Origin of the sequence: Tardiphaga sp., assembly GCF_044336785.1 — a bacterium.
Taxonomy (GTDB): domain Bacteria; phylum Pseudomonadota; class Alphaproteobacteria; order Rhizobiales; family Xanthobacteraceae; genus Tardiphaga.
The window spans coordinates 1-25618 of record NZ_JBIIOT010000074.1 but is presented as its reverse complement, the minus strand read 5'-3'; the positions used below and the strand labels follow the sequence as shown (position 1 = coordinate 25618).

General features: G+C 63.0%; 23 protein-coding genes and 1 pseudogene. 21 read left to right on the top strand and 3 right to left on the bottom strand.

Annotated elements, in window-relative coordinates; genetic code table 11:
• The first annotated feature begins 98 nt into the window (after positions 1-98).
• The 13 genes and pseudogenes from ACIQ2A_RS19040 to ACIQ2A_RS18980 all read left to right on the top strand — a co-directional run bounded on the left by ACIQ2A_RS19040 (position 99) and on the right by ACIQ2A_RS18980 (position 14590).
• Positions 99-854 (top strand): ABC transporter ATP-binding protein, encoded by a 756-nt coding sequence (locus ACIQ2A_RS19040; protein WP_398482146.1) that lies wholly within the window; start codon positions 99-101, stop codon positions 852-854.
• Positions 847-1551 carry an ABC transporter ATP-binding protein gene (locus ACIQ2A_RS19035; protein WP_398482144.1) on the top strand — a complete coding sequence of 235 codons (705 nt, stop codon included), beginning with the start codon at positions 847-849 and terminating at the stop codon, positions 1549-1551. Before ACIQ2A_RS19040 ends, ACIQ2A_RS19035 begins: the two co-directional genes overlap by 8 nt.
• Positions 1552-1558: 7 nt before the next feature.
• Positions 1559-1753, top strand: coding sequence for a hypothetical protein (locus ACIQ2A_RS19030; RefSeq protein WP_398482142.1), 195 nt, complete (start codon positions 1559-1561; stop codon positions 1751-1753).
• Positions 1753-3141: an amidase gene (locus tag ACIQ2A_RS19025; protein WP_398482150.1), complete on the top strand. Its 1389-nt coding sequence runs from the start codon at positions 1753-1755 to the stop codon at positions 3139-3141. Before ACIQ2A_RS19030 ends, ACIQ2A_RS19025 begins: the two co-directional genes overlap by 1 nt.
• Positions 3142-3153: 12 nt before the next feature.
• Positions 3154-4143, top strand: coding sequence for an amidohydrolase family protein (locus tag ACIQ2A_RS19020; protein ID WP_398482140.1), 990 nt, complete (start codon positions 3154-3156; stop codon positions 4141-4143).
• A 12-nt stretch (positions 4144-4155) separates the two neighbouring features.
• On the top strand, positions 4156-5658 hold the full coding sequence (locus tag ACIQ2A_RS19015; protein WP_398482138.1) for an aldehyde dehydrogenase: 1503 nt from the start codon (positions 4156-4158) through the stop codon (positions 5656-5658).
• 317 nt (positions 5659-5975) lie between these two features.
• The gene (locus tag ACIQ2A_RS19010; RefSeq protein WP_398482148.1) at positions 5976-6833 is read left to right on the top strand and encodes an ABC transporter substrate-binding protein; all 858 of its coding nucleotides are present in this window, start codon (positions 5976-5978) and stop codon (positions 6831-6833) included.
• Positions 6834-6989: 156 nt separating this feature from the next.
• Positions 6990-8600, top strand: a complete 1611-nt coding sequence (locus ACIQ2A_RS19005) for an amino acid ABC transporter permease/ATP-binding protein (protein ID WP_398482136.1) — start codon at positions 6990-6992, stop codon at positions 8598-8600.
• A 39-nt stretch (positions 8601-8639) separates the two neighbouring features.
• Complete coding sequence (locus tag ACIQ2A_RS19000; RefSeq protein WP_398482134.1) at positions 8640-9881, top strand: acetamidase/formamidase family protein; 1242 nt, start codon at positions 8640-8642, stop codon at positions 9879-9881.
• A 364-nt stretch (positions 9882-10245) separates the two neighbouring features.
• Positions 10246-12303 (top strand): annotated as a pseudogene (locus ACIQ2A_RS18995) (acetamidase/formamidase family protein); the annotation flags it as partial.
• A gap of 22 nt (positions 12304-12325) precedes the next feature.
• A complete protein-coding gene (locus ACIQ2A_RS18990) occupies positions 12326-12712 on the top strand; it encodes a RidA family protein (protein ID WP_398482132.1) in 387 nt (128 codons plus the stop codon).
• 99 nt (positions 12713-12811) lie between these two features.
• Positions 12812-13567 carry an SDR family NAD(P)-dependent oxidoreductase gene (locus ACIQ2A_RS18985; protein WP_398482129.1) on the top strand — a complete coding sequence of 252 codons (756 nt, stop codon included), beginning with the start codon at positions 12812-12814 and terminating at the stop codon, positions 13565-13567.
• A 33-nt stretch (positions 13568-13600) separates the two neighbouring features.
• Complete coding sequence (locus ACIQ2A_RS18980) at positions 13601-14590, top strand: acetamidase/formamidase family protein (protein WP_398482127.1); 990 nt, start codon at positions 13601-13603, stop codon at positions 14588-14590.
• Between the two features lie 99 nt (positions 14591-14689).
• Here the strand turns inward: ACIQ2A_RS18980 and ACIQ2A_RS18975 are convergent, their stop codons facing one another.
• Complete coding sequence (locus ACIQ2A_RS18975; protein WP_398482125.1) at positions 14690-15127, bottom strand: MarR family winged helix-turn-helix transcriptional regulator; 438 nt, start codon at positions 15125-15127, stop codon at positions 14690-14692.
• 169 nt (positions 15128-15296) lie between these two features.
• On the opposite strand from ACIQ2A_RS18975, the gene ACIQ2A_RS18970 reads away from it, so the two are divergent.
• The 8 genes from ACIQ2A_RS18970 (at position 15297) to ACIQ2A_RS18935 (ending at position 23201) form a co-directional block, all read left to right on the top strand.
• Positions 15297-16469, top strand: a complete 1173-nt coding sequence (locus ACIQ2A_RS18970; RefSeq protein WP_398482123.1) for a substrate-binding domain-containing protein — start codon at positions 15297-15299, stop codon at positions 16467-16469.
• A gap of 237 nt (positions 16470-16706) precedes the next feature.
• The gene (locus ACIQ2A_RS18965) at positions 16707-18221 is read left to right on the top strand and encodes an amidase (RefSeq protein ID WP_398482121.1); all 1515 of its coding nucleotides are present in this window, start codon (positions 16707-16709) and stop codon (positions 18219-18221) included.
• A gap of 36 nt (positions 18222-18257) precedes the next feature.
• The gene (locus ACIQ2A_RS18960) at positions 18258-19115 is read left to right on the top strand and encodes a branched-chain amino acid ABC transporter permease (RefSeq protein ID WP_398482119.1); all 858 of its coding nucleotides are present in this window, start codon (positions 18258-18260) and stop codon (positions 19113-19115) included.
• Between the two features lie 3 nt (positions 19116-19118).
• Positions 19119-20339 (top strand): substrate-binding protein, encoded by a 1221-nt coding sequence (locus ACIQ2A_RS18955; RefSeq protein ID WP_398482117.1) that lies wholly within the window; start codon positions 19119-19121, stop codon positions 20337-20339.
• Positions 20340-20349: 10 nt separating this feature from the next.
• On the top strand, positions 20350-21384 hold the full coding sequence (locus ACIQ2A_RS18950) for a branched-chain amino acid ABC transporter permease (RefSeq protein WP_398482115.1): 1035 nt from the start codon (positions 20350-20352) through the stop codon (positions 21382-21384).
• A gap of 2 nt (positions 21385-21386) precedes the next feature.
• Entirely contained in the window at positions 21387-22121 is a 735-nt protein-coding gene (locus ACIQ2A_RS18945; protein ID WP_398482112.1) for an ABC transporter ATP-binding protein, read from the top strand.
• Positions 22114-22815, top strand: coding sequence for an ABC transporter ATP-binding protein (locus tag ACIQ2A_RS18940; RefSeq protein WP_398482110.1), 702 nt, complete (start codon positions 22114-22116; stop codon positions 22813-22815). Before ACIQ2A_RS18945 ends, ACIQ2A_RS18940 begins: the two co-directional genes overlap by 8 nt.
• Positions 22816-23078: 263 nt before the next feature.
• Positions 23079-23201: a hypothetical protein gene (locus ACIQ2A_RS18935; protein ID WP_398482107.1), complete on the top strand. Its 123-nt coding sequence runs from the start codon at positions 23079-23081 to the stop codon at positions 23199-23201.
• A gap of 259 nt (positions 23202-23460) precedes the next feature.
• On the opposite strand, the gene ACIQ2A_RS18930 is transcribed toward ACIQ2A_RS18935, so the two are convergent.
• Both ACIQ2A_RS18930 and ACIQ2A_RS18925 read right to left on the bottom strand, forming a co-directional pair.
• Positions 23461-24762: a glycoside hydrolase family 5 protein gene (locus tag ACIQ2A_RS18930; RefSeq protein WP_398482105.1), complete on the bottom strand. Its 1302-nt coding sequence runs from the start codon at positions 24760-24762 to the stop codon at positions 23461-23463.
• Positions 24763-24769: 7 nt separating this feature from the next.
• Positions 24770-25618, bottom strand: an 849-nt coding sequence (locus tag ACIQ2A_RS18925) for a VpsF family polysaccharide biosynthesis protein (RefSeq protein WP_398482103.1), incomplete at its 5' end; no start/stop codon positions are given.

Below are 25618 nucleotides of genomic sequence, written 5' to 3'. Positions count from 1 at the left end.
GTCCCTCTCCCCCTAGCGAAGCTTCGCTTCGCACTGGGGGAGAGGGACCCCCGCTGCGCTTGCTGCTCGTTTGCGTTTCACTTCCAACGGAAATTCTTGTGTCCGAACCGATCCTGACGCTAAGCAATGTAACGGTGGCTTTCGATGCGCTCAAAGCGGTCGATGGCGTCAGCCTGACGGTGCCGCACGGCCAGCGCCGGGCCATCATCGGCCCCAACGGTGCCGGCAAGACGACCTTGTTCAATGCCATCGCCGGCGCGCATCCGCCGACCTCCGGCAAGATCATGTTCGATGGCCACGACGTTTCGAAGCTGCCGCCGCACCGGCGTGCGCAACTCGGTATCTCGCGCACCTTCCAGATCACCAATCTGTTTCCCACGCTCAGCGTGCAGGACAATATGATGCTGGCACTGCGCGGATTGCAGCCGAAGAAGTTCTCGCTGTTCGGCTCGCCCGATCCGGATGAGAGTGAATCCGCGCGCATCGCTGCCGCGCTGAAGGCGGCGCGTATCGCCGAACGCGCTGATGTCATCGTCAAGGAAATGTCCTATGGCGAGCAGCGTCAGCTCGAAATCGCCATCGCGCTGGTGACGACGCCGACCATGCTGCTGCTCGACGAGCCCGCGGCCGGCCTGTCACCCTCGGAGCGCTCGATGATTGCGGAAGTTATCCGCTCGCTCGATTCGGCCATCACGGTGATCCTGATCGAGCACGACATGGATCTCGCACTGGGCCTCGTCGATTTCGTCACCTGCATGTTCGAGGGCCGCGTGCTGGTGGAAGAGCCGCCGGACGGCATCCGCCGCAACGCAAAGGTCCAGGAAGTCTATCTCGGGAAGCCGCGTCATGCTTGAGATCCGCGATCTGCATAGCGGCTATGGGGATGCCGTCGTCGTGCGTGGCGTCTCGCTCGATGTGAAGCCCGGTGAAATCGTGGCGCTGCTCGGCCGCAACGGCATGGGAAAGACCACAGTGATCCGTTCCATCATGGGCCTCGTCCCGCCGCAGGTGCGCTCGGGCACGATCACCTGGCGGGGCGATAGTCTGCTCGGCCTGCCAGCGCATGACATTGCCGGCAAGAAAATCGCCATCGTGCCGCAGGGCCGCCGGCTGTTTCCATCCCTGACGGTCACCGAACATCTCACCATGCTGAAAAGCGCGCGGGCCAAGGACGGCTGGACGCTTGATCGCGTGTTCGGGATCTTTCCACGTCTGGCGGAGCGCCGCCATCATCGCGGCGGTCAGCTCTCCGGTGGTGAGCGCGGCATGCTTGCGGTCGGCCGCGCGCTGATGATCGATCCCGAACTGATCCTGATGGACGAACCGTCCGAAGGTCTAGCGCCGGTGATGGTGCAGCATCTCGAAACCATCATCGTCGATCTGAAGAAGGAGGGGCTCTCGATCCTCCTGGTCGAGCAGAATCTCTACAGCGCGCTGGCGGTCGCCGATCGTGTCTATGTGCTCGAGACCGGGCAAGTCGTGCATCACGGCACAGCGGAAGAGCTGAACAACCAGACCGACGTGCTGTTCCAGCGCCTCGGCGTGCAGTGAGGTTGTCATGAGCGAAGACCTTTTGCGGCAGATCGCAGCCGAACTGAATCAGGCACCGGATACGGCGGGCCGGACTGCGCGCATGAGCGCGCAGGTCGGCGACGTCAATACCCGCATCGCTACCGCGGCTCTGCAGATGCTACCGTTCGATTCATCGCCCTACGCCTATCAGGCGTGGCTCGCAGCGGCGGGCCGCCGGTGATGCAGGCGACACAGATTGCGGCGCTCGATCTCGACGCGCTGGCCACGGCCATTGCTCAAGGTAATGTGACGTCGGTGGACGCGACGACTGTGGCGCTCGACAGGCTTGATGGTGTCGGCCGCAAGCTTAATGCGGTGGTGCGGCTCGAGCGAGAGGCCGCCCTCGAAGCCGCGGAGGCTGCCGACAGGCTGCGCGCGTCCGGCGCCGCATTGCCGCCACTGCACGGCGTGCCCCTGGCGCATAAGGATCTGTTCTACCGCGCTGGACATCTCTCCGGTGGCGGCTCGAAAATCCGCTCGGATTTTCGCGCCGAAGTGACATCCACGGCGATTGCGCGACTGGATGCGGCTGGCGCGCTCGATATCGGGCGTCTGCAGCTTGCCGAATTCGCCATGAGCCCGACAGGCTATAACGAGACGCTCGGTCACGCCCGCAATCCCTGGAATCCGGCTCATGTGCCGGGCGGCTCGTCATCGGGCTCCGGCGTCGCCGTGGCGGCGCGTCTCGTCACGGCTTCGCTCGGCACCGACACCGGGGGCTCACTGCGCCATCCCGGTGCCATGTGCGGATTGATCGGCCTGAAGCCGACCTGGGGACTGGTGCCGACCGATGGCGTGATGCCGCTCTCTGCATCGCTCGATTGCTCGGGGCCCCTCGCGCGTACGGCGAAGGATGCAGCACGCATCCTGTCGGTGATCGCCGCGGGTGACTATCTCACCGGCATTGACGCCGGCATTGTCGGCCTGCGCATCGCCGTGCCCGGCGGCTATTATCGCGAACTGCTCGATCCCGAAGTCGCTGCTGCGCTGGGTGAAGCCATTCGGCAATTGTCATCGCTGGGTGCGATCGTGTCGGAGACGGCGCCGCCCGCCATGGCGTTGATCAACGCGCTGATGCAACTGGTCATGAGCGTCGAGGCGGCCACCATCCATCGCCGCTGGCTGATCGAGCGGCCGCAGGATTACGCCGATCAGGTGCGGGCGCGGATCGAGCCGGGGCTCTATTATCCGGCGACGCGCTATGTGGAGGCGCTGTCGATGCGCGCAGCAATCACGGACGAGTGGATCGCGTCGTGCATGGGCAATGCCGATCTCGCATTGCTGCCTGCGATCTCGATTCCGGTGCCGACCATCGCCGCGACCACCGAAGGCGATCCCGCCGATATCGCGCGGGTGATCGGCACGCTGACTCATTGCACGCGCGGCATCAACTATCTCGGTCTGCCCGCGACATCGGTGCCATGCGGTTTCGATCGCGCCGGCCTTCCCATCGCTTTCCAACTCGTCGGCCGGCCCTATAGCGAAGCCACCATGCTGCGCGCAGCACACGCCTATCAAGGCCTCACCGATTGGCATCAACGCATGCCGGCCGCAGCCGAACTCAACTAGAAGAGACGTTTCATGCCCATCATCGACATGCATACCCACGCCCTTAGCAAGCGCGTCGAGCCGCTCGTGGCCGGCAAATACGATCCGATGGACAATCCCTATCGCCGCGACATGTCGCCGGCGAGCCGCGAAACCGATGCCGAGCAGGGCAAGATCCTGCCGGGCTTGATGCTCGATATCGCCAAGCGCCGCGAGATGATGGCGCGCATGGGCGTCGATATCCAGGTCATCGCGCCGGCGCCGGCGCAGCAGAATTACTGGGCCGATGAGGAACTGCTGGTCGCGCTGTCGCGTGTGCAGAATGAGGACATCGCCGCGCTGGTGGCGCAGGACCCCGCGCATTTCGCCGGTATGGGCACGCTGCCGATGCGCTTTCCGCAGCGCGCCATCGAGGAGGCCGTGCATGCGGTCGAAACGCTGGGCCTGCGCGGCTTCCAGATCGATACGCGGGTGGAGAATCTCGAACTCTCCAATGCCGTCTTCGATCCGCTCTATGCGCGTCTGGCAAAATTGCGGGCGCCGCTATTTGTCCATCCGCTCGGCTTTTCCCATGGCCAGCGCCTCGGCGATTTCTTCATGGTCAACAGCGTCGGCCAGCCGGTCGAGGAGACCATGGCGATCGCGCATTTCATCATGGGCGGGATTCTCGATCGCCATCCCGATCTCGACGTCGTGATCGCCCATGGCGGCGGCTATTACCCGTTCTACGCGGCGCGCATGGACCACGCCTGGAAGGTGCGGCCGGAAGTGCGCCGACTCACCGCTGATGCGCCATCGACCTATCTGAAGCGCATGTGGTTCGACACCTGCGTGTTCTCGTCTGACTTGATCGACACGCTTGTGGCCACCGTCGGCGTCGATCGCGTGATGATGGGCTCGGACTATCCGTTCGACATGGGCGATGACGATCCGGTCGGTCTCGTAAAGCAGTCAAAGCTCTCGGAGGCCGATCGCGAGAAGGTCTTGTTCGGCAATGCCAGCCGGCTGTTCCGGATCGCGTAGGGAGAACAGGGTATGATGAATGATGGCAAGCCCTATGGGCTCTATATCGACGGCCGTTTCCAACCTGCATCGACGGGGCGCGTGATCCGGGTCGAGAATCCCAAGGACCGCAGCCATCTCGCTGATGTTGCCGAAGGCGACGAGGCGGATATCGATCGCGCCATCGATGCCGCCGAACGCGCTGCGGCGATCTGGGCCGCGACGCCCGGCGCCGTGCGCGGCGATATCATGCATCGCGCCGGCGAATTGCTGGCGCAAAGGCTCCCGGAACTGGTGACCATCGAGGTCGACCAGATCGGCCGCGCGCGGCGCGAGATGAGCGCGCAGCTCGGCCGCCTGCCCGAATGGTTTCGCTATTTCGGTGCACTCGCCCGCACGCATGAGGACACGGTGCCGCCTTTCGGCGGCAACTTCCTGAACTATACGCGCCGTGTGCCGCTCGGCGTGGTGGGCCATGTCACGCCGTGGAATCATCCATTGCTGATCCTGACCAAGAAGATCGCGCCGTCCATGGCGGCCGGCAATACGATGGTGGTGAAGCCAAGCGAACTGGCGCCGATCACGCCGCTATTGCTTGGCGATATCTTCAAGGAAGCCGGCGTGCCGGACGGCGTCTACAATGTCGTGCCCGGCTATGGCGCGACTGCAGGCAAGGCGCTGACGACCAGCAGGCGCATCAAGAAGATCGATCTCACCGGCGGCACCGAAACCGGCAAGACGGTGGCATCGCTCGCCGGCGCCAATCTGACAAAAGTGTCTGCGGAGCTCGGCGGCAAGGCTGCGGTGATCCTGTTCGACGATACGCCGATCGAGCGCGGCGTTGCGGCGGCCCTGTTCGCGTCCTTCATCGCCACCGGCCAGACCTGCGTGCAGGGCGCGCGTCTTCTTGTGCAGCGGTCGGTACATGATGCTGTCGTGGCCGAGCTGGTGAAGCGCACCAATGCCATCCGCATCGGCGATCCCCAGGACATGGCGACCCAGATGGGCCCGCTGGTGTCCGCGAAGCAGCGCGATCTCACGGAACGTTATGTGACAATCGGTCTGGAGGAGGGCGCGACGCTCGCGGCCGGCGGCAAGCGGCCGGAAGGCGCGGTGTTTGACAAAGGCTATTTCCATCAGCCGACGATATTCACCGATGTGACGCCGAACATGCGCATCGCCCAGGAGGAGATTTTCGGGCCGGTCGTCTGTGTCATCCCGTTCGACACTGAGGAGGAGGCGATTGCGATCGCCAACGGCACCGAATTCGGCCTCGCCACCTCGATTTGGACGCGCGACATCACACGTGCGCACCGCGTCGCACATCAGCTGCAGAGCGGCATCGTCTGGATCAACGATCACCACCGCATCGATCCATGCTCGCCCTGGGGTGGCTTCAAGATGAGCGGCATCGGGCGCGAGAATGGCGTCGTCGCCTATCAGGAATACACCCAGATCCAGAACGTCATCGTCAATCTGTCGGACGAAGCGTTCGACTGGTACGCTGAAGACGGCAAGGAGAAGCGCTACAGCTAGGAGTGCGGCAGGAGCGGGGACGCAACATGCAAGCTCGTGAGGGTGCCCCGTTCTTGGAGATTCGTCGCAAACACAGCGAATGTGAGATCGCATGGCGGTGAATGACATGCCGCCGGTCTGGTCGTGATGCTGAATAAATGGGCGCGTGTTGCCTAATGCATGGAAGCAGCTAATCCAATTTATTGTGCGCTCCCAGACAAGTCTTCCGGTGGTGACCGCCGCTAGCTTCTTCGAGGTTCGAACCGTGGCTTGTGCCGCGACAACGTCGAAGGAGGGATCAAATGGTCACGCTGTCTTTTCCGCGTATTCACAAGCTGATGCATGTCGCAGCAATCGGGGCGTTGCTGGTGGTGGGCGTCGGTGTCTCGACCGGCGCCAGGGCCGCCGCGCCGGCGGCCTGTGCCGCTCTGCAGGCGAAATTCCCGGACTGGAAGGGCAAGACGCTCGTCAACGCCATCAATCCGCATACGCCGGGCTATGAATCCATCGATCCCAAGGATCCCAGCAAATATATCGGCTTCGACATCGATCTCGGCGAGATGATCGGCGAATGCCTCGGCTTCAAGTTGACCTACAAGGCCGTCACCTTCGCGGCGCTGCTGACCACGCTGCAGAGCGGGCAGGCCGATATCGTGATCTCCGACATCTATGCCACCGAGGAGCGCGCCAAGGCGGCCGACTTCATCACCTATTCGAAGGTGTTCGACGGCGTGCTGGTCGCCAAGGGCAATCCGAAAAAGATCACCGGCATCGACACGTCGCTCTGCGGCACGGCGGCAGCGGAAAACACGGGCTATGTGGAAGTGCCCCTGATCCAGGCATTGGGCCCGGAATGCAAGAAGCTCGGCAAGCCGGAGCCGACCATCCAGCTCTATGACAACAATGCCAACTGCATCCAGGCCATCCTCGCCGGTCGCGCCGACACCTATATCAACGACGTCAACACTGTCGACAATGCGGTGAAGGCCTATCCGGACAAGCTGGAAAAGGCGATCGCCGTCACTATCCCGTATCAGGTCGGCATCGGCGTGCCCAAGGACAAGCCGAAATTCCGCGAGGCCGTGCATGCGGCGATGATCGAGATTCACAAGTCGGGCGATCAGCTCACCCTGCTGAAGAAGTGGAATCTGGATCCGAACAATCTGATGGAGCCCGGCCTGTTGATGGTCAAGTAGGACCGGTTCGCGCTCAGCCGTCATTGCGAGGAGCGTAGCGACGAAGCAATCCAGAAGCCACGAGTCAAGACGACTGGATTGCTTCGCTGCGCTCGCAATGACGACTGACGGATAGCCCTTGCTCTATCATTGCCTTGCTAAGGACCACCGGCCTCCATGGAGCTGTTCCTCCACTATCTGACCATGCCGTATATGATCGAGGGCATCGTGGCGACCTTGCAGGTCACCGCCCTCGGTCTGCTCGGTGGTCTCGTCCTCGGTGTGATCCTGGCATGGATGCAGCTCAGTCGCTTCAGGGCACTGGCGTCCTTTGCCCGGGTCTACACCGTGATCTTCCGCGGGACGCCGCTGATCCTGCAGATGGTGTTCGCCTATAACGCCCTCCCGCAGATCGGCATCAAGCTGCCCGCCATTCTCGCCGCCGGTCTGGCGCTCGCGTGCAACGAGGCGCCGTTCATCGCCGAAATGCTGCGCTCCGGCGTGCTCGGCGTCGATCGCGGCCAGAAACTGGCCGGGCAGGCGCTCGGCATGACGCCCGGCGTCTTGATGCGCCGGATCATCGCCCCACAGGCGATCCGCTCGATGATCCCCGCTTTCGGCAACGAGACCGTCAGCGCGCTCAAGAACTCCTCGCTCGCATCCGTCATCGCCGTGCAGGAGCTGACACTGCGTTCGACCCAGCTGGCGTCGGCGACCTTCGATTTCTTCTCGATCTTCTTCGCCTCGGGCCTGATCTATCTGGTGCTCACCGCGGCCATCGCCGGCATCCAGTTGTTTCTCGAATGGCTGTTCGATCTCGATCGCACGTCGAAACAGGTCAAGCGGATGCGGATGATGCCGTGGTCTCTTGCTCCGGGCCCCGACGATCCGTTGACGTCCGCCCAGGCAACGCAACCTGACATTCTGCCCGATGCCGGTGTCGCCGAACTGCCGCCGGCGCGCGCACAGTTCGAACGGGTCGATCGCGCCAAGCGGGCCGAGGTACTGGCCCGGAACAATGTCGCCGTCGAAGTCACGGCCCTGCGCAAGAGCTACGACAGCCAGACGGTGCTCGATGGTGTCGATCTCACGGTGCGGATCGGCGAGGTGAGCGCGCTGCTCGGGCCCTCGGGCTCCGGCAAGAGCACGTTGCTCCGGTGCATCAACAATCTCGAATTGTGGAACGGCGGCGCCATCAAGGTGGGCGGCCGCCAGCTCGGCTTCAACGAGCGCGGCAAGGCGCTGTCGCCGCGCCTGCTGGCCCAGGCCCGGGCCGAGGTCGGCGTCGGCATGGTGTTCCAGCAGTTCAATCTGTTCGGCCACCTCACCGCGAAGGAAAACATCGCCGGTCCGCTGCGCTGGGTGCATGGCATCTCGCGCGCCGACGCGGATCGCCGGGCGTCGGAGCTGCTGGCCCGCGTTGGCCTCAGCCATCGCGCCGATGCGTTGCCACGGCATCTCTCCGGCGGGCAGCAACAGCGCGTCGCCATTGCGCGTGCGATCGCGCCAAATCCGAGCGTGTTGCTGCTGGATGAACCGACATCGGCACTGGATCCCGAACTGGTCAATGAAGTGCTCGAAGTCATTCGCCGTCTCGCGGTGGAAGACGGGCTCACCATGATCATTTCCACGCATCAGCTGCGCTTCGCCAGCGAGGTGGCCGACCGGGTTGTGCTGCTGGCGGGCGGCGCGATCATCGAGGAAGGCCCGGCCGATCAGGTGCTCAATCATCCGCGCAATCCGATCGCGCAGCGCTTCCTCAATGCCATGGAGGCCGAGGTCGCATGAGCAACAGTCCATTCGTTCTATCGTTGTGAGGGCCTTTGCATGAAACACCATCTCCTGCCGGTATCGCCGAAGACCATGCATTGGGGCTATTTCAGCAAGGTCGTGGCGCCCGCGCTGACGCTGAAATCCGGCGACCGTGCCACCATCGAAACGCTGACCCATCATGCCAATGATGACTACGAGCGCATGATCGAGGGCGATCCCGGTGCGGAAAGCGTGTTCAAATGGACGCGCGAGCACAAGGCCATGGCGCGGCGAGGCTCGGGCCCGACCGAAGGCCCGTTCATCCGTGGATCCGGCGAAGGCGTCGGCGTGCATCTGCTCACCGGGCCTGTGGCGATCGAGGGCGCCGAGCCGGGCGACGTGCTGGAGGTGCGTATTCTCGACGTTCGCCCGCGACCGGCCTGCAAGGCCTGCCATGCCGGCAAATGTTTCGGCTCCAATGTCGCCGCGAATTGGGGCTTTCACTATCACGACCTGATCGAGGAGCCGAAGCCGCGCGAGGTGGTGACCATCTTCGAACTCGATACGTCCGGCGAGCCGTTTGCGAAAGCCGTCTACAACTATGTCTGGACGCCGCAGACCGATCCCGACGGCATCCTGCATCCGACCATCGACTATCCCGGCGTCCGCGTCGATCACGCCACCATCGTCAAGCGCGAGAATATCCTCTCCAATGTGCGCGTGCCCGCGCGGCTGCATTTCGGCACCATGGGGCTTGCGCCATCGGAGGAAGATTTCGTGTCGTCGATCCCGCCAAGCTATACGGGCGGAAATATCGACGACTGGCGCATCGGCAAGGGCGCCAAGATGTTCTATCCGGTGGCGGTGCCCGGCGCGTTCTTCTCGGTCGGCGATCCCCACGCCGCGCAAGGTGATAGTGAACTCGGCGGCACCGCCATCGAGACCTCGCTGACCGGCGATTTCGAATTCATCCTGCACAAGCATCGCGATCTCGGGGGCACCCCGCTGGAGGGGCTGACACATCCGATGCTGGAAACGCCGGATGCCTGGTCGGTCTATGGCTTTACCTATCCGAACTATCTCGCCGAGCTCGGCGCCAATGCGCAGACCGAGATCGCCAATCATTCCAGCCTCGACCGCGCCATGCGCGACGCCTTTCGCAAGATGCGCCGTTTCCTGATGACGGTCCACAAGCTCAGCGAGGACGAGGCTATTTCGCTGATGTCGGTCGGCGCGGATTTTGGCGTCACCCAGGTGGTGGACGCCAATTGGGGCGTCCATGGCACCATCCGCAAGAACGTGTTCCGGTGTGACTGATCACGCGGCATTCGCGGGGCAGGGGGTGTCATCCTTCGGGATGGCACGGAGGTTGCTTCGCTTCGGCTATGAAGGTCGAAGCATGACCCTGCGTCCATATACGAGTGAGTCCTATTCCGAAGGCGAGCGCCCGGAGGCGTGGCGCGACGTCCTCGCGTCCATCGGCTTGCAGCCGACGGCGGCCACAACCACTCATGCCAGCCACGCCACCGCGGTGCGTCGCAATTTCCAGGGCGTCACGCTCGCGAAACTCTCGGCAGGACCGCAGGCGGTGTCGGCGGCGACCGATGGTGCAGCAGATCATCTGCTGGTGCTGCTTCCAATTGATGACAATGTCGCGCTGAAGACGGCGGCCGGCCATCAGATCGTCGCTGCCGGTCATCTCATTCTGCTACCGCGTGCAGGCGGCTGGAGCATCTCGTTCCAGCGCGAGATGCGTGCGGTGGTGCTGGCGGTGACATCCGAGCCGCCCCATGGCCGCCGGGGGACGTCGTCGGGCGGCGAGGTCCGCGTGCTTTCGCCTGCGGGTTTTGGCCATGTCTTCGCACAGATGATGGAACTTGCAGCGCGCGATCTCGAAGCATTGTCCGATGTCGAGTGGAACGCGCTGGCGCAAAGCCTTGCCGATCTCCTGCCGACCCTGATGCACCAACACGCCGATATGACCGGCGATGTCGGTGGCGGTACGGCCAACAAGGCGGCCACGCTGCATCGCCTGTGTCAGGCTGCCGAGCGCAGGCTGGACGATCCCGAACTGACGCCTGCCAAGATTGCGGCGGCCGAAGGGATTTCGGAGCGATACCTGCAAAAACTGTTCGAAGGCACCGGTAGCAGCTTCACAAACTATCTGCGCGAGCGGCGCCTGCAGCGCGCCTGGTCGGATCTGTCGAATCCTGCCGAAGCGCATCACTCGATTTCCGAGATCGCATTTCGTGTCGGGTTCAACGACTCCGCGCATTTCAGCCGCACGTTCCGCCAGCGTTTCGGCGTGTCGCCGCGTGAATTCCGTCAGGCCGAGACGGAACGGCAGACGGCCTCGGCGGCAGCCGCCGGGCAGCGCGGCTGGCCCCAGCAGGCGCTGGCCCAGCTTCGCAGCCAGAATACGTTCGTCACGCCAAAGATCGCTGCGCATCTGGATCCGGGCGATGTGCCGATCGCAGATACGCCGCGCCACCATTATCTCGCGGCGCATGCATCGGGGGTGCATTGGGGCTATTTCAGCCGCTCGCTGCCGCCGCAGATCGAGATCGGCTCCGGCGACACCATCACCATCGAGACGCTGACCCAGCATGCCTCCGACGATCCCGAGCGCATGATCAAGGGCGATGCAGGAGCGGAAAGCGTGTTTCACTGGACGCGCGATCAGAAGAATGTCGATCGGCGCGGCGCCGGTCCGCTCGATGCCTCGATCTATGGGCGCGGCGCCGGCGAAGGTTTCGGCGTCCATATCTGCACCGGGCCGGTGGCGGTGAAGGATGCCGAGCCCGGCGACGTGCTGGAAATCCGCATTCTCGACATCGTGCCGCGCGCCAGTCGCAATCCGGACTTTGCCGGTCGCGTATTCGGCAGCAGTGTCGCGGCGTGGTGGGGCTATCACTACAAGGAGTTTCTGGCGGAGCAGAACACGCATGAGGCGGTGACCATCTACGAGATCGTCGATGATGACGCCGAGCCATATGCGCGCGCCCTGTATTCCTATCGCTGGCAGCCGCAGACCGATCCTTTTGGCACGCTGCACACCACCTATGACTATCCGGGCATTCCGATCCCGCCATCATCGGTCCGGCGCCGGCATGACGTGCTTGATGGTATCCGCATTCCATTGCGTCCGCATTTCGGCGTCATCGCACTGGCGCCGCGCGAGGTCGATCTCGTGGATTCCGTGCCGCCGTCCTATTTCGGCGGCAATCTCGACAATTGGCGGCTCGGCAAGGGATCGACGATCTATCTTCCGGTCTCGGTGCCCGGCGCCTTGCTGTCGGTGGGCGATCCCCACGCAGCGCAGGGCGACGGTGAACTTGGAGGTACCGCCATCGAATGTTCGATGACCGGCACCTTCCAGGTGATCCTGCACAAGAAGAGCGACCTCACGAACCAGCCTTTCGCCGATCTCAGCTACCCACTCATCGAGACGACGAGCGACTGGGTGCTGATGGGCTTCAGCCACCCGAACTATCTCGCCGAATTCGGCGCCAAGGGACAGAGCGAGGTCTACGCCACCTCGTCGCTCGATCTCGCGATGAAGGATGCATTCCGCAAGATGCGGCGCTTCCTGATGAGCGTCAAAGGCCTCAGCGAGGACGAGGCGATCGCGCTGATGTCGGTCGCGGTGGATTTTGGTGTGACGCAGGTGGTGGACGGCAATTGGGGCGTCCATGCCATTCTCAGCAAGCGCGTTTTCGATCACGCGCCGGCAAACTAAAAAAGCAAGCGAGGAGACGTCATTGCTGTTTCACATGATATCCGGCGGCCCGCGACCTGTCGCGCCGTTCAGCCACGCCGTCGAGACCGACGGCTTCGTGTTCGTGACCGGCCAGATGCCTGACACGCCGGCGGCGCCGGGCGTATTGCCCGAGGGGATCGAGGCGCAGACCCGCGCGGTGATGGAAAACCTGCGCGTCGTGCTGGCAGGCGTGGGTCTCGGTCTCGAGCATGTCGTGATGTCGCGCATCTATCTGACGCGCTTCAAGGACGACTATGCGGCAATGAACGAAACCTATCGCAGCTATTTTCCCCAGGACCGCCTGCCGGCGCGCACTTGCGTCGGTGTCACCGGTCTTGCCTATGATGCGTTGATCGAGATTGATCTGGTTTGCCGGCGGCCTGCATAGCAACGGGCCCGCGCCTGGAACGAAGCTTGCTAGGTATCGGGATGACATTGCGGCTTGGATGCAAGTCGCTTCCACTGACTCAACAGAAGGAAGCTGAGCATGGATCTTGGACTGAAGGGCATCAATGCATTGGTCACCGGCGGTAGCAAGGGCATCGGTCTCGCGATCGCCGAACTGTTCGCTGACGAAGGCGCCAATGTCGCGATCTGCGCGCGCAATGCAGAGGATGTGGGCAAAGCAACTGACAGACTGACGGCCAAGGGTGTCAAGGCACAGGGCAACGCAGTCGATGTCGGCGATCCCGCCGCGTTGAAGGCGTGGGTCGATGACGCCGCCGCCGCGCTCGGCGGTGTCGATATTCTCGTCTGCAATGTCAGTGCGCTCGCCGTCGGCGATACGCCGGACACATGGGATAAATCGTTTCGCGTCGATATGATGCACACGGTGAATTCAGTGGCGGCGGCAATGCCGTATCTGGAGAAATCCGGGGCTGCGTCGATCGTCATCGTCTCCAGCGTGTCCGGCTTCGAGGTCGATTTCGCTGCCGGTTCCTATGGTGCGATCAAGGCAGCGCTGATCCACTACGCCAAGGGGCTCAGCACGCAACTCGCCACCAAAGGCATCCGTGTGAATGCGGTGTCGCCAGGAAATACTTATTTCGAAGGCGGCATCTGGCACAATATCGAGAACGGCAATCCGGACCTGTTCAAGATGGCGATGGGTCTGAATCCCACGGCCAAGATGGGGACCGCGCAGGAGGTTGCTGCCGGCGTCGTCTTCGTCGCAAGTCCGGTCGCCAGTCGTATCTCGGGCACCAATCTGATCATCGACGGTGCGTTGACGAAAGCTGTCTGACCGATTGCGCACGCATTCAGAGGGAGAATCGACATGTCATGGCTCGAAAATTCCATCATGACCCGCCGCGGCGTCGCCAAGGGAAAGCCCGGGCAATCCTATGCGATCACCGAGGAAAGTCAGGGCAAGTATCACTATGTCTATGGCCCGTTCGTCGAACCGGTGCTGACCGTCGATCCCGGTGCCGTGATCTCGGCCGAGACGCATGATGCCTTCGAGGGCAAGATCAAGCACGAGACCGACAAGCCGAGCGAGATCCTGAATTTCCCCTATCTCAATCCGCAGAACGGCCCGGTCTATGTCAATGGCGCGGAGAAGGGCGATGTGCTTGCGGTCTATATCAAGTCCATCGTGCCGCGTGGTCCGCAGCCGGTCGGCACCACCTGCCTGATCACCGAATTCGGCGGCCTGGTCGCCACCGGCGATACCGCACTGCTCAATCCGCCGCTGCCGGAAAAGGTGAAGAAGCTCGAAGTCACCGTCGAGGGCGGCGTCAAGTGGAGCGACAAGATCACGCTGCCCTATGAGCCGTTCATCGGCACCATCGGCGTGTCGCCGGAGATCGAGGCGATCTCCTCGCTGCAGCCGGATTACTACGGTGGCAACATGGATCTGCCCGATGTCGGGGTCGGCGCGGTGATCTATCTGCCGGTGAATACGCCGGGCGGGCTGCTGTATCTCGGGGACTGTCACGCCTGCCAGGGCGACGGCGAACTGTGCGGCGTCGCGCTCGAACATCCCACGGTCACCACCGTGCAGGTCGATCTGATCAAGAACTGGAAGTTCAAATGGCCGCGGCTGGAAACGGACAAGTTCATCATGACCATCGGCTCGGCGCGGCCGATGGAGGATGCCTCGCGCATCGCCTATCGTGAACTGATCCGCTGGATGGCTGCCGATTACGGTTTCGACGAGACCGAAGCCTATATGCTGCTGACCCAGTGCGGCCGCGTCCGCCTCGGCAACATGGTCGATCCCAAATATACGCTGGGCGCGTCGATCCTGAAGACGTATCTGGGATAATGCTTTTCGTCATTGCGAGGAGCGTAGCGACGAAGCAATCCAGTTCTTTCTTCACTTGACTCCGGATTGCTTCGCTGGCGCTCGCAATGACGGCGATACTCAATTCGCCTTTTCGATCAGGCTCTCGAGCAGACGCTTCAGGTCGGCCGTGGCCTTGTTGCCGTAGTTCTCGGCAATATGGGCTTCCTGGCTCAGCGCCAGCGAATTGAGGCGCTGGGTCAGCACCTTGCCGCGATCGGAGATGAACATCAGCACCTTGCGGCGATCATCAGGGTCCTGCACGCGATAGACGAGCGCATCGGACACCATCCGGTCCACCATCTTGGTCAAGGTTGGATGGTTGAGTAAAACGGCTTCGGCGAGATCGCCCATCGAATGGCCCTGGCCATCCGACAGGATCTTGAGGATGCGCCATTGCTCCACCGGCACGCCTTCTTTCTTGAAGCGCGCGTCGAGCTGACGATTGATCTCGCGATTGGCCTGCGCAAGCAGATAAGCGAGATGGTCGGTGATGGGTGTCGATGGCGACCTGGCCACTGGTCTGTGCTTTGCTGGAACGGGTTGAAGTTTAAGCTTTGCTGCCCGAACTCTATGCATGGGAATCGTTGAAGTTTCAATATTTTCCGATAACATATTTTCCTTGTGCCATTTTACCGCTTTCGACGCCGACAACGATAAAAACTGATCATGCCGAAAGGGGAGCCGCATGCTCTCATCTGTGCAGACCGGATTGACAGGCGCTCCTCCGCCCGCGTGGCTGTTCAGGGGCATGGGAGGCGGCGGCAGCGACGATCTGTATGATCGGGCGGATGGCTTTTTGCGGCGGCGCGATGCCGGAAAACTGCGGGTCGTTAATTTCATCGGGCTGACGGGCCCCGCCGGCATCTGGGGCCTTGCCGGCACCAACAGCATGATGCTGGCTGCCTCCGAGATCAATCGCCGTGGCGGGATTCTGGGGCGCGAGATCGAACCCGTGTTCTACGACGCCGGCGGCGACATCGACGACATCGCGCAAACGGCGCGCGAGATCATCGCGCAGGGTGAAGCCGATATCATCATGGGCTCGCATATCAGCGCCGTCCGCGTGGCGCTGCGCAAGGCGATCGGTGGTCGCGTGCCCTATATCTACACGCCCGTCTATGAAGGCGGCGAGCGCACGCCGGGGGTGATGGCCATCGGCGAAACGCCGCGCGATCAGTCCCGGCCGGCGATCCGGTGGCTCGCCGAGCGCAAGAAGGCAAAGCGCTGGTATCTGATCGGCAGCGACTATGTCTGGCCCTGGCTCGCTCACAAGGCCACCAAGAAATACATCGCCGAGGCCGGCGGGCAGGTGGTCGGCGAGGAATTCGTGGCGATGGGCGAACATGACCACTCCGCCGCCATCGATCGTATCCGGGCTGCAAAGCCGGATGTGGTGGCGATTTCACTCATCGGCACCGACAGTATCGTCTTCAATCGCGCCTTCGCCGAGCATGGGCTCGCGTCAAAGATGTTGCGCCTTGCCGGTGCCATGGACGAGACGCTGCTGCTGGGCATCGGCGCCAGCAACTCCGAGAATCTCTATTGCTCGTCGGGCTATTTCATCGACCGCGGGTCGGCGGCAAATGATGCCTTTCGCGGGCAGTATGAAGCGATGTTCGGGCGATGTTCGCCGCCGCCGGGATCGGTCGCGCAGTCGAATTATGAGGGGCTGCGCTTTCTCGAGGCTGTGGCATCGAAAGCCGGAAGCGTTGGCGTCAGGCCGCTGCTGCATGCGGCATCGCGCAGCCGCTATCACGGCGCGCGGGGCGAGATCGTGATGACGGCGGGCCGTGCCAAAATGCCGATCTATCTGGCCGAAGCCGACGGTCTGGATTTCAAGCTGATCGAGACGTTCTGACGGCACTTCCACGTCATTGCGAGGAGCCCTTGCGACGAAGCAATCCAGTTCTTCCGTCGTGCGGCTCCTGGATTGCTTCGCTACGCTCGCAATGACGACGACAAAAATAATACTTGAAAAAGAAAATATTTCCGTTTCCTATGATGCGCGTGGAGCGACATTGCCGTCGTTCCCACCGATGCGGCCGCTTTCTGGCGGGCGCTTCGCCGGACATCGTTGATATCAGGAGACCTCGTCGTGGCCGTTGCACTTCCCACCCCCGATCAGATTCTCGCCGTCGCCGATCAGTGCGGGCTCGCGCTGTCCGATGATGACGTCACCTCGTTCCGCGCGCTGATGCTGCCGTCGGTGGAGGCCTACAATGTCGTCGCCGCCATGCCGGACGAAGTGCCCGAGGTGAAATATCCGCGCACGCCGGGCTATCAGCCGTCGCCGGAGGAGAACAAGCGCAACGCATGGTACCGCAAATCGCTGGTGAAGGGCGCGGCGAGCGGCAAGCTGAAGGGCAAGACGGTCGCGCTCAAGGACAACATCATGCTGGCCGGCGTGCCGATGATGAACGGCTCGTCCACGCTGGAAGGCTATGTGCCGGATTTCGACGCCACCATCGTCACCCGCATGCTCGATGCCGGCGCGGACATCCTGGGCAAGGTGCATTGCGAGCATTTTTGCATGTCCGGCGGCAGCCACACCAATTCGACGGGGCCCGTCCATAATCCGCACAAGATGGGCTATTCGGCCGGTGGTTCGTCCTCAGGCAGCGCGGTGGTCGTGGCATTGGGCGAAGCCGACATGGCGATCGGTGGCGATCAGGGCGGCTCGATCCGCATGCCGTCCTCCTTCAGCGGCACCTATGGCATGAAGCCGACCTGGGGGCTCGTGCCCTATACCGGCATCATGCCCATCGAGATCTGTGTCGATCACACCGGGCCGATGACGGCGAATGTCGCCGACAATGCGCTGCTGCTGGAAGTACTCGCCGGCGACGATGGGTACGATCCGCGCATCAAGGCCCCTGTCGTGCAGGACTACACCAAGGCGCTGGGCGGCGGCGTCCGCGGCATGAAGATCGCCATCGTCAAGGAAGGTTTCGAGCAGGCCGGTGCGGAAACCGCGGTGAACGAGAGCGTCCGCGAGGCTGCAAAACGTCTCGGCAGTCTCGGCGCCGAGGTCGAGGGGATCTCGATCCCCATGCATCTCGCGGCAGCTGCAGTGTGGATGCCGATCGGCACCGAGGGCATGACCCAGACCATGATGTATGGCGACGGCTACGGCCTCAGCCGTTCCGACCTCTATGCCACCTCGCTGATGGACGCCCATCGCGGCTGGCGCGGGCAGGCGGATTCGCTGTCGGAGACGACAAAGCTGATGCTGTTGTTCGGCACCTATATCAACAACACCTTCGGCTCGCGCTTCTATGGCAAGGCGCTCAACATCTCGCGGCGCGTCACGGCGGCCTACGATGCCGCGCTGGCCAAATACGATCTGCTGCTGATGCCGACCACGCCGATGAAGGCGACAAAACTGCCGGAGCCGGGCGCGCCGCGCGAGGAGATCATCGGACGCGCCTTCGAGATGATCACCAACACGGCCCCCTTCGACATCTCGCATCATCCCGCGATGTCGTTGCCCTGCGGCATGGTCGATGGGCTGCCGGTGGGCCTGATGCTGATCGGCAAGCATTTTGACGAGATGACCATCTATCGCGCGGCCCACGCCTTCGAGCAGGCCGGCGACTGGAAGACCATGTGAGGGGGACTGTGCGAAAGATGGGGCCGGTGATCGCGCATGGATAGTCTGGTGATGGCGATCTTCGAGATCGCCAGTTTCGGAGCGATCGTGGTGCTGGTGGTGCTCGGTCTCGGCATCATCGCCAGCATGATGGGCATCTTCAACTTCGCGCAGGGCGAGTTCGTCCTGCTCGGCGCCTATGTCACCTATATCGTCCACGCCGCCGGCGCGCCGGTCTGGCTCGGCATGCTGGCCGCTCCTTTTGCGGTCGGCGCGCTCGGCTTCGTGCTGGAGCGGCTGATCGTGCGGCGCTTCTATGCGGCGCCGATCGTGGCAATGCTCGGCACCTATGCGCTCGGCCTCATCATCCGCGAGGTCGTGCGCGGCCTGATCGGCGGCCTTTATCTCTCGGTGCCCGAGCCGATCGGCGGATCGGTGACCATCGGCAATATGCACTTCTCCGCCTGGCGCCTGGTGATCATCATCATCACCGCGCTGGTGATGCTCGGCAGCTACCTGCTGCTGGCCAGAACTGCTTTCGGCCTGCGAATCCGCGCGTCGCTCGAAAATCCGTCATTGGCGCGGGCGTCCGGCATTTCGACCAATGCCATCTATGGCGCCACCTTTGCGTTCGGTGCGGCGCTGGCGGGCCTCGCCGGCGCATTGATCGTCCCGGTGTTCACGCTGTTCGCCGATCTCGGCCTTCGCTTCCTGATCCAGGGCTTTGTCGCGGTCATGGTCGGTGGCATCGGATCGTTCGCCGGCCCGGTCGCCGGCGCCGGGGTGATCGGCACGCTGAGCGCAGCGCTGCCCTGGATCATCTCGCCGGTCATCGCCGACGTGGCGGTGTTCGTGCTCGCCATCATCTTCATCAAGTTTCGGCCGCAGGGCCTCGTTTCGGGAAAAGGGGTGTAATCCATGTCGCGCGATCATCATCATCTCACACGCCGCCGCTTCCTCGGCAATTTCGCCTTCGCTTCGACGGCCATCGCCACCGGCGTCGGCAGCTGGGTGATCCCTGCGGATTGGGCCAATGCGGCGGCCGGCCCGATCAAGGTCGGCATCGGCACCGATCTCACCGGCCCCATGGGCTATGCCGGCAATGCCGATGCCAATGTTGCGAAGATGGTGGTGAAGCAGATCAACGACGCTGGCGGCCTGCTCGGCCGTCCGCTCGAGCTCTATATCGAGGACACCGCCTCCAACGAATCCGTCGCCGTCGGCAATGTGCGCAAACTGATCCAGCGCGAAAAGGTCGATCTCGTGCTGGGCGGCATCACCTCCTCCATGCGCAACGCCATCAAGGATGTCATCGTCTCCCGCGGCAAGACGCTCTACATCTATCCGCAGCTCTATGAGGGCAAGGAATGCACGCCCTACCTGTTCTGCACCGGCCCGACGCCGGCGCAGCAATGCGACGAATTCATCCCCTGGCTGATCAAGAACGGCGGCAAGCGCTTCGCACTGCCGAGCGCGAACTATGTCTGGCCGCATACGCTGAACGTCTATGCGCGCAAGGTGATCGAGGCCAATGGCGGCGAGGTCGTGTTCGAGGAATACTACCCGCTCGACCAGATCGATTTCTCATCGACCGTCAATCGCGTCATCTCCAACAAGGTCGATGTGGTGTTCAACACCGTCATCCCGCCGGGTGTCGGCCCCTTCTTTAAGCAGCTCTCGGAAGCAGGCTTCCTCAAGAACGGCGGGCGGCTGGCTTGCGTCTATTACGATGAGAACACGCTGAGCATCAATCAGCCCGCCGAGATCGAGGGGCTGGCAAGTTGCCTCGATTACTTCAAGGCGCTGACGCCGGAACAGCCGTTCAGCGCCAAGCTGCAGGAGACCTATGAAAAGCAGTTTCCCGGCAACTTCCTGTTCGCCGCCGGCAGCGCCGCAACGGGCACCTATCGCGGCCTGAAACTGTGGGAGGCCGCCGTCAAGGAAGCCAACAGTGTGGAGCGCGATGCCGTGGCGAAGGCGCTCGATCACGCCAAGATCGCCGAAGGGCCGGGCGGGCCGGCCGAGATGGTCCCCGGCAAGCGCCATTGCAAGATGAACATGTACACGGCGGTGGCGAAGGGCGGCAAATACGAGATCGTCGCGCGCAGCGCCGGTCTGGTCGATCCGAAAGAATGTTGAAGCGCGTTCGATGACAGAGATCACACATTCGTCAGCGCCCCCGGCGACGCGTCTGCAAGGCGCATCGCGGCGATGGGCCGTATTGCCCATCCTGGAAATCGCGGTGCTTGCGATCTGCCTGGTGCTGCCCTGGCTGTTGCAGGACTATCTCACCGTCTTCGCCACGCGGGTGCTGATCCTCTGCCTGTTTGCATTGTCCTTCGATCTCGTCTGGGGTTATGCCGGCATCATGAGCTTTGGCCAGGCGGCCTTTTTCGGCTCGGCCGGCTATGGCGTCGCATTGCTGGCGCGCGATCTCGGCGTCACATCCATGTTGCTGGTGCTGCCGGCCGGCATCCTGATCGGCTTCGCCTTTGCGCTGCTGCTCGGCGGCTTCCTGCTGCTCGGGCGGCATCCGGCCAGCGTGATCTTCGTCGCGCTCGGCACGCTCACCGGCTCCTATGCCTGCGATCGCCTGGCGCGCGGCTGGTATTATCTCGGCGGCCAGAACGGCATTCCGTCGATCCCGCCGATGACGCTCGGCAGCTACGACCTCACCGAGGGCATGGCCTATTACTATGTCGCGCTCGGCTTTCTCATCGCGGTCTATCTGCTGTGCCGCTTCCTGATGCGCTCGCAATTCGGCCTCGCGCTGGCGGGCCTGCGCGAGAACGAGCAGCGCATCGCTTTCTTCGGCTACAAGGTGCAGCATCTCAAGGCGATCATCTTCTCGCTTGCCGGCGCCATCGCCGGCCTCGCCGGCAGCCTCTATGCCTTTCATGAAGGCTTTGTCTGGCCCAACATGCTGGGCGTGGTGATCTCCACACAGGTGGTGCTCTATGTGCTGTTCGGCGGCTCCGGCACGCTGATCGGCGCGGTCATCGGCACCATCGTCATTGAGGCGATCAGCTTCTGGCTCTCCAACAGCTATCAGGACATCTGGCCGATCATTCTCGGCGTGCTGCTGCTGCTGGTGATCCTGTTCCGCCCGGCCGGTCTCGTCAGCCTCGTGCTGTCGGAACGCGAGCGCGTCGGCAGCTTCGGCCGCCCGCCGGGGAAGGCGTGATCATGGCGCTTCTTGACGCGAAAGGCCTGATCAAGATTTTCGGTAAGCTGACGGCGCTGAACGGGGCCGCGCTCACCGTGGCGGAGAACGAATTCCACGGCCTGATCGGGCCGAACGGCTCCGGCAAGAGCACGCTGATGAAATGCATCGCCGGCGCGGAAGTGCCGACCCAGGGCAGTGTCACCTTTGCCGGCACCGACATCACGCAGGCCTCGCCGGCCGAGCGTGCGCGGGCCGGCATGAGCCTCAAATTCCAGATCACCAGCGTGCTGCCGGCCCTGACGCTCTACGACAACATCCTGCTGGCGCTACAGGCGCAGACATCGCTGTGGCAACTGGCTCTGTCGCGCACGCGCGGCGTGTTGCATGACAAGGCAATGGCGATGCTGGAGCAGTTCCGGCTCGCCGATCTGGCGCAGGAGCCGGCAGCGGCGCTGTCGCATGGCCAGCAGCAATGGCTGGAGATCGCCATGGCGCTGGCGCCCGAACCGAAACTGCTGCTGCTCGATGAACCCACCGGCGGCATGAGCCTGGAAGAGCGCCGCGTCACCGGCGAATTGCTGCAGCCGATCAAGGCGCGTTGCTCGCTGGTCATCGTCGAGCACGACCTCGATTTCATCCGCGACATCTGCGACCGGCTGACGGTGCTCGATCAGGGCCAGATCCTGCAGACGGGATCGGTGCAGCATGTGCAGTCCTGCCCCCGCGTTCAGGAGGTCTATCTCCGCCGTGCCTGACGACAAATTTCTCGACATCCAGAATCTCGATACCGGCTATGGCCGCAGCCAGGTGCTGTTCGGCGTGACGCTCAGCGTGCCGTGGCGCGGCGGTGTCGCCATTCTCGGCCGTAACGGCGCCGGCAAGACCACGCTGATGAAGGCCATCGTCGGCGAGTTGCCGGTGCGTGGTGGCGCCATCCAGTTCGATGGGCGCGATGTCGGCACCTTGCCCACCGAGCAGCGCATCCGCCGTGGTATCGGCTATGTGCCGCAGGAGCACTCCGTCTTCGCGAAACTGTCGGTGCGCGACAATCTCGCCGTCGGCGCGCTGACCAATCGCGACAGCCAGGCGGTCAATCGTGTGCTGGAGATTTTCCCGAAGCTCGGCCAGCGCCTCGACCAGTTTGCCGGCACGCTCTCCGGCGGCGAACGCAAGATGCTCGCGATCGGACGCGCGATGCTGTCGGACCCGAAGATCCTGCTGCTCGACGAGCCCACCGAAGGCGTGTGGATCGGTGTCATTGAGGAGATTACCGAAAGGCTGATCGAACTCGCCAAGGAGATCGCGGTCGTGATCGTGGAGCAGCATCTCGACCTCGCATTACGTGTCGCAAAACAGGCTTATGTGCTGGATCGAGGCACGGTCGCCATGGTCGGCGAAGCCGCCGTCATCCGCGACGATCCGCGGCTGTTCCAGTTCCTCGCGCCTTAATGATTCGCGCCGCAGCGCAAGACGGTGTTTGCGTGGCGCATGGTTAAGCCGATATTGATGGTTCGCGCTTGGTGCCGACAATGGCTCGATGCTGGCGTGTTGTTCTGGGAATACGGCCGGAATCTCTGCCATTTCACGCGTTTGCGTTCTCTCAACCATCGCCGCCATTCACCTGTCGGCAACCACGCCTGTTAGGCCGCGGGGAAGCCGCGGGAGGCGATGGTGGTCGCACGATCGAAAATCAATTTCGACAGGAGGCGACTTTGGCTCTTACCGTTCTTCCCTATATCGCTGCAGCACTCGGCGTGGCCGTGTTTGCACTCACCACCAGCGCGCCGGCCATGGCGCGTGCGGAAAAGCAGGCGCCCGTCAACCCGCGCCGCTAGAGCGTTCTCACTTTGAGAGGACGCGACGAACTCTCCCTCATCCGAGAGTCTGGCTCATAAAGCGATGGGGCATTTTTGGCTGGGCTTGCTCGGGACAGTAATCCCAGCTCGCTTTTCCGTCCCTCATCCTGAGGAGCCGCGCAGCGGCGTCTCGAAGGATGGCCGCAGGCTCTGAACCCGGCCAACTCATGGTTCGAGACGGCGCCGAAGTGGCGCCTCCTCACCATGAGGGTGGTGGTCGTCTCAAGACAAAGAGATCCTAACGCATCAGCATCCGGTCGGTCAGCGCCTTCTGCTCCGGCCGGATGTGCCCGATGCCCCAGTCACTCTGCAGGCCGAACGGCGTATCGTCCGACGGCCCGATCAGCCACCAGCTGCCGCTGATCGGCTGGTTGTCGCCGCGGAATGTTGGCCCGCCCTGCTTGCCATAGGCACCATTCATGTAGTCGAGCAATGTCTCCGCCCAGGCGCGTTGGCCCTGCGTGCGCAGGGACGTGCCCATCTCGCCGATCCACACCGGCGCGATATTGTCGCGCACCAGATATCCCCATGTGCGATTCATGCGGTCGACATAGTCGGGTCCGTTCTCGGCATGGCCGAAGCGCGTGATGTCGGCAATCTCGTCGGGATATTCGTGCACCGTGTAGACGAGCTTGTGCGGCACCGGCAGCTTGACAGGATTGGCGCCTGCCGCCGTCAGATTGCCGGCCGGCGCAGCCCATCGCGGATCCATGCCCGAATCCTTCGGCGGCAGCCGATAGAAGAACGGGCCGGGGCAGATGATCAGCACGTCGGGATTCACATCCTGGATCGCTGCGCCGACACTTTCACACATCGCCTTGATGTCGGTCGGGCCGCCGCCGCCCCAGGTGATCTTGCCGGCATCGCCATTGGGTTCGTTGTGCAGATCGAAACCGATCACTGTCGTATTGCCGGCGAAGGTGCGCGCCATCCGCACCCAGTTCTGCTTGAAGGTCTCTGCCGTGACCTCGCCCTTGACGAGGCCCTCGGTGCCCGGCCCGAGATTGAACCACAGACCGTTGGGCTGCTGTTCGGCACTGCCTTCATTGTTGTGATGATCGAAGATCACCTTCAGCCCGATGCGGCCGGCATGGGTGACGACCTTCTCGAACAGCTGCATCGTCGTGACATAACGATAGCGCCCTTGCGCGTCCGGCGTGGGATCGGCCACCAGATCCTGGTTCAGCGTGGTGTGGATCCAGCCGAGCTTGTCGTTATAGCCATTCAGCGGCGCGTCGAGGCCGGCATCGGTCCAGGGAATGCGTACGGTGTTGAAGCCGGCATCGACGATGGAGTCGAGCACGGTCTTGTAGCTCACGCGCCACAGGCCGGAGAGTGATGCGCCCGGCCGTCCATCCGTTCCGTTCCAGCCGATCGAGGCGATGCGCACCTTGCGGCCGGTGTCGGAGACGATCTGGCTTCCCGATGTGCTGAGGAAGCCCGGTGGCAGGCGCTGCCCCTGAGCCGGGCGCAGCTTGCGATCGCTGATCTCCATGACGATAGCAGGCGGCGGCAGGTGGTGGTCGAGCGCGATCGGCATTGGGTCCTCAGCTCACATGATGCGGCGAGGCATCCTTGCGCCGGAACAATGTCGTCACCACGACAATGAAGATGGCGAAATTGATGAAGCGGCCGGCAAAGGAGCCGAAGGTGTTGCACAACATCATATAGATGACGATCGGATAGATCGCCCGATAGTCCAGTCGCTTCCAGGTGTCATAGAGCATGCACAGGAATCCGGACATGATCAGCGACGCGACGATCACGCCCTGATAGACGCTCATCTGCAGAAACGGATTCTCGACGCCCCATTCGAGGCCGAAGGAATAAATCTGCGCGCGTGCAAAATCGGTGCTGGCGCCCCACAGGAAATCGGCCCAGTTGAACGACATCAGCAGCGGCAGCATCAGCACGCGGCTGCGGGCGCTGCCGCCGTCCTCGGTGAAGCGATCCAGGAATGAATCAAACGCGCCGAGCGAAGCCAGCGTCGCGATCGCCGCGATGCCGATCGGCACGACTGCGAGTGCGACCAGCACCGTGGTGCGCGACAGGCTCTTGCCCGCGGTGAAGCGCAGCACCTGCCACAGCACCGCGAAAGCAAGGATCACCAGCGCCAGCAGCAGCGCGGTTCGTCCGCCGAAGGCCAGCAATGCGACGGTCTGCAGCGCGATCATGGGCACGCGCAGGTTGGCGCGCAGAAGTCGGCCGCCGCCGGCCAGCAAGCCAACGACATAGGCGCAGGTGACCGTGGCCGCGTGCAGCGGATGAGCAAGAAATGCGGTGGCGCGGGGCTCCAGCACTTCCATGCCATCGGGCGAGAAGGTCATCAGCGGAAACGCACTGATCCCGCTCACCAGTTCGAAAATGCCGAGCACGGCGTTGATGGCAAAGAACCA

Coding starts and splice junctions, on each gene's coding strand:
- ACIQ2A_RS19035 (WP_398482144.1), top strand. CDS start 847: ATGCTTGAGATCCGCGATCTGCATAGCGGCTATGGGGATGCCGTCGTC.
- ACIQ2A_RS19030 (WP_398482142.1), top strand. CDS start 1,559: ATGAGCGAAGACCTTTTGCGGCAGATCGCAGCCGAACTGAATCAGGCA.
- ACIQ2A_RS19025 (WP_398482150.1), top strand. CDS start 1,753: ATGCAGGCGACACAGATTGCGGCGCTCGATCTCGACGCGCTGGCCACG.
- ACIQ2A_RS19020 (WP_398482140.1), top strand. CDS start 3,154: ATGCCCATCATCGACATGCATACCCACGCCCTTAGCAAGCGCGTCGAG.
- ACIQ2A_RS19015 (WP_398482138.1), top strand. CDS start 4,156: ATGATGAATGATGGCAAGCCCTATGGGCTCTATATCGACGGCCGTTTC.
- ACIQ2A_RS19010 (WP_398482148.1), top strand. CDS start 5,976: ATGCATGTCGCAGCAATCGGGGCGTTGCTGGTGGTGGGCGTCGGTGTC.
- ACIQ2A_RS19005 (WP_398482136.1), top strand. CDS start 6,990: ATGGAGCTGTTCCTCCACTATCTGACCATGCCGTATATGATCGAGGGC.
- ACIQ2A_RS19000 (WP_398482134.1), top strand. CDS start 8,640: ATGAAACACCATCTCCTGCCGGTATCGCCGAAGACCATGCATTGGGGC.
- ACIQ2A_RS18985 (WP_398482129.1), top strand. CDS start 12,812: ATGGATCTTGGACTGAAGGGCATCAATGCATTGGTCACCGGCGGTAGC.
- ACIQ2A_RS18980 (WP_398482127.1), top strand. CDS start 13,601: ATGTCATGGCTCGAAAATTCCATCATGACCCGCCGCGGCGTCGCCAAG.
- ACIQ2A_RS18970 (WP_398482123.1), top strand. CDS start 15,297: ATGCTCTCATCTGTGCAGACCGGATTGACAGGCGCTCCTCCGCCCGCG.
- ACIQ2A_RS18960 (WP_398482119.1), top strand. CDS start 18,258: ATGGATAGTCTGGTGATGGCGATCTTCGAGATCGCCAGTTTCGGAGCG.
- ACIQ2A_RS18955 (WP_398482117.1), top strand. CDS start 19,119: ATGTCGCGCGATCATCATCATCTCACACGCCGCCGCTTCCTCGGCAAT.
- ACIQ2A_RS18950 (WP_398482115.1), top strand. CDS start 20,350: ATGACAGAGATCACACATTCGTCAGCGCCCCCGGCGACGCGTCTGCAA.
- ACIQ2A_RS18945 (WP_398482112.1), top strand. CDS start 21,387: ATGGCGCTTCTTGACGCGAAAGGCCTGATCAAGATTTTCGGTAAGCTG.
- ACIQ2A_RS18930 (WP_398482105.1), bottom strand. CDS start 24,762: ATGCCGATCGCGCTCGACCACCACCTGCCGCCGCCTGCTATCGTCATG.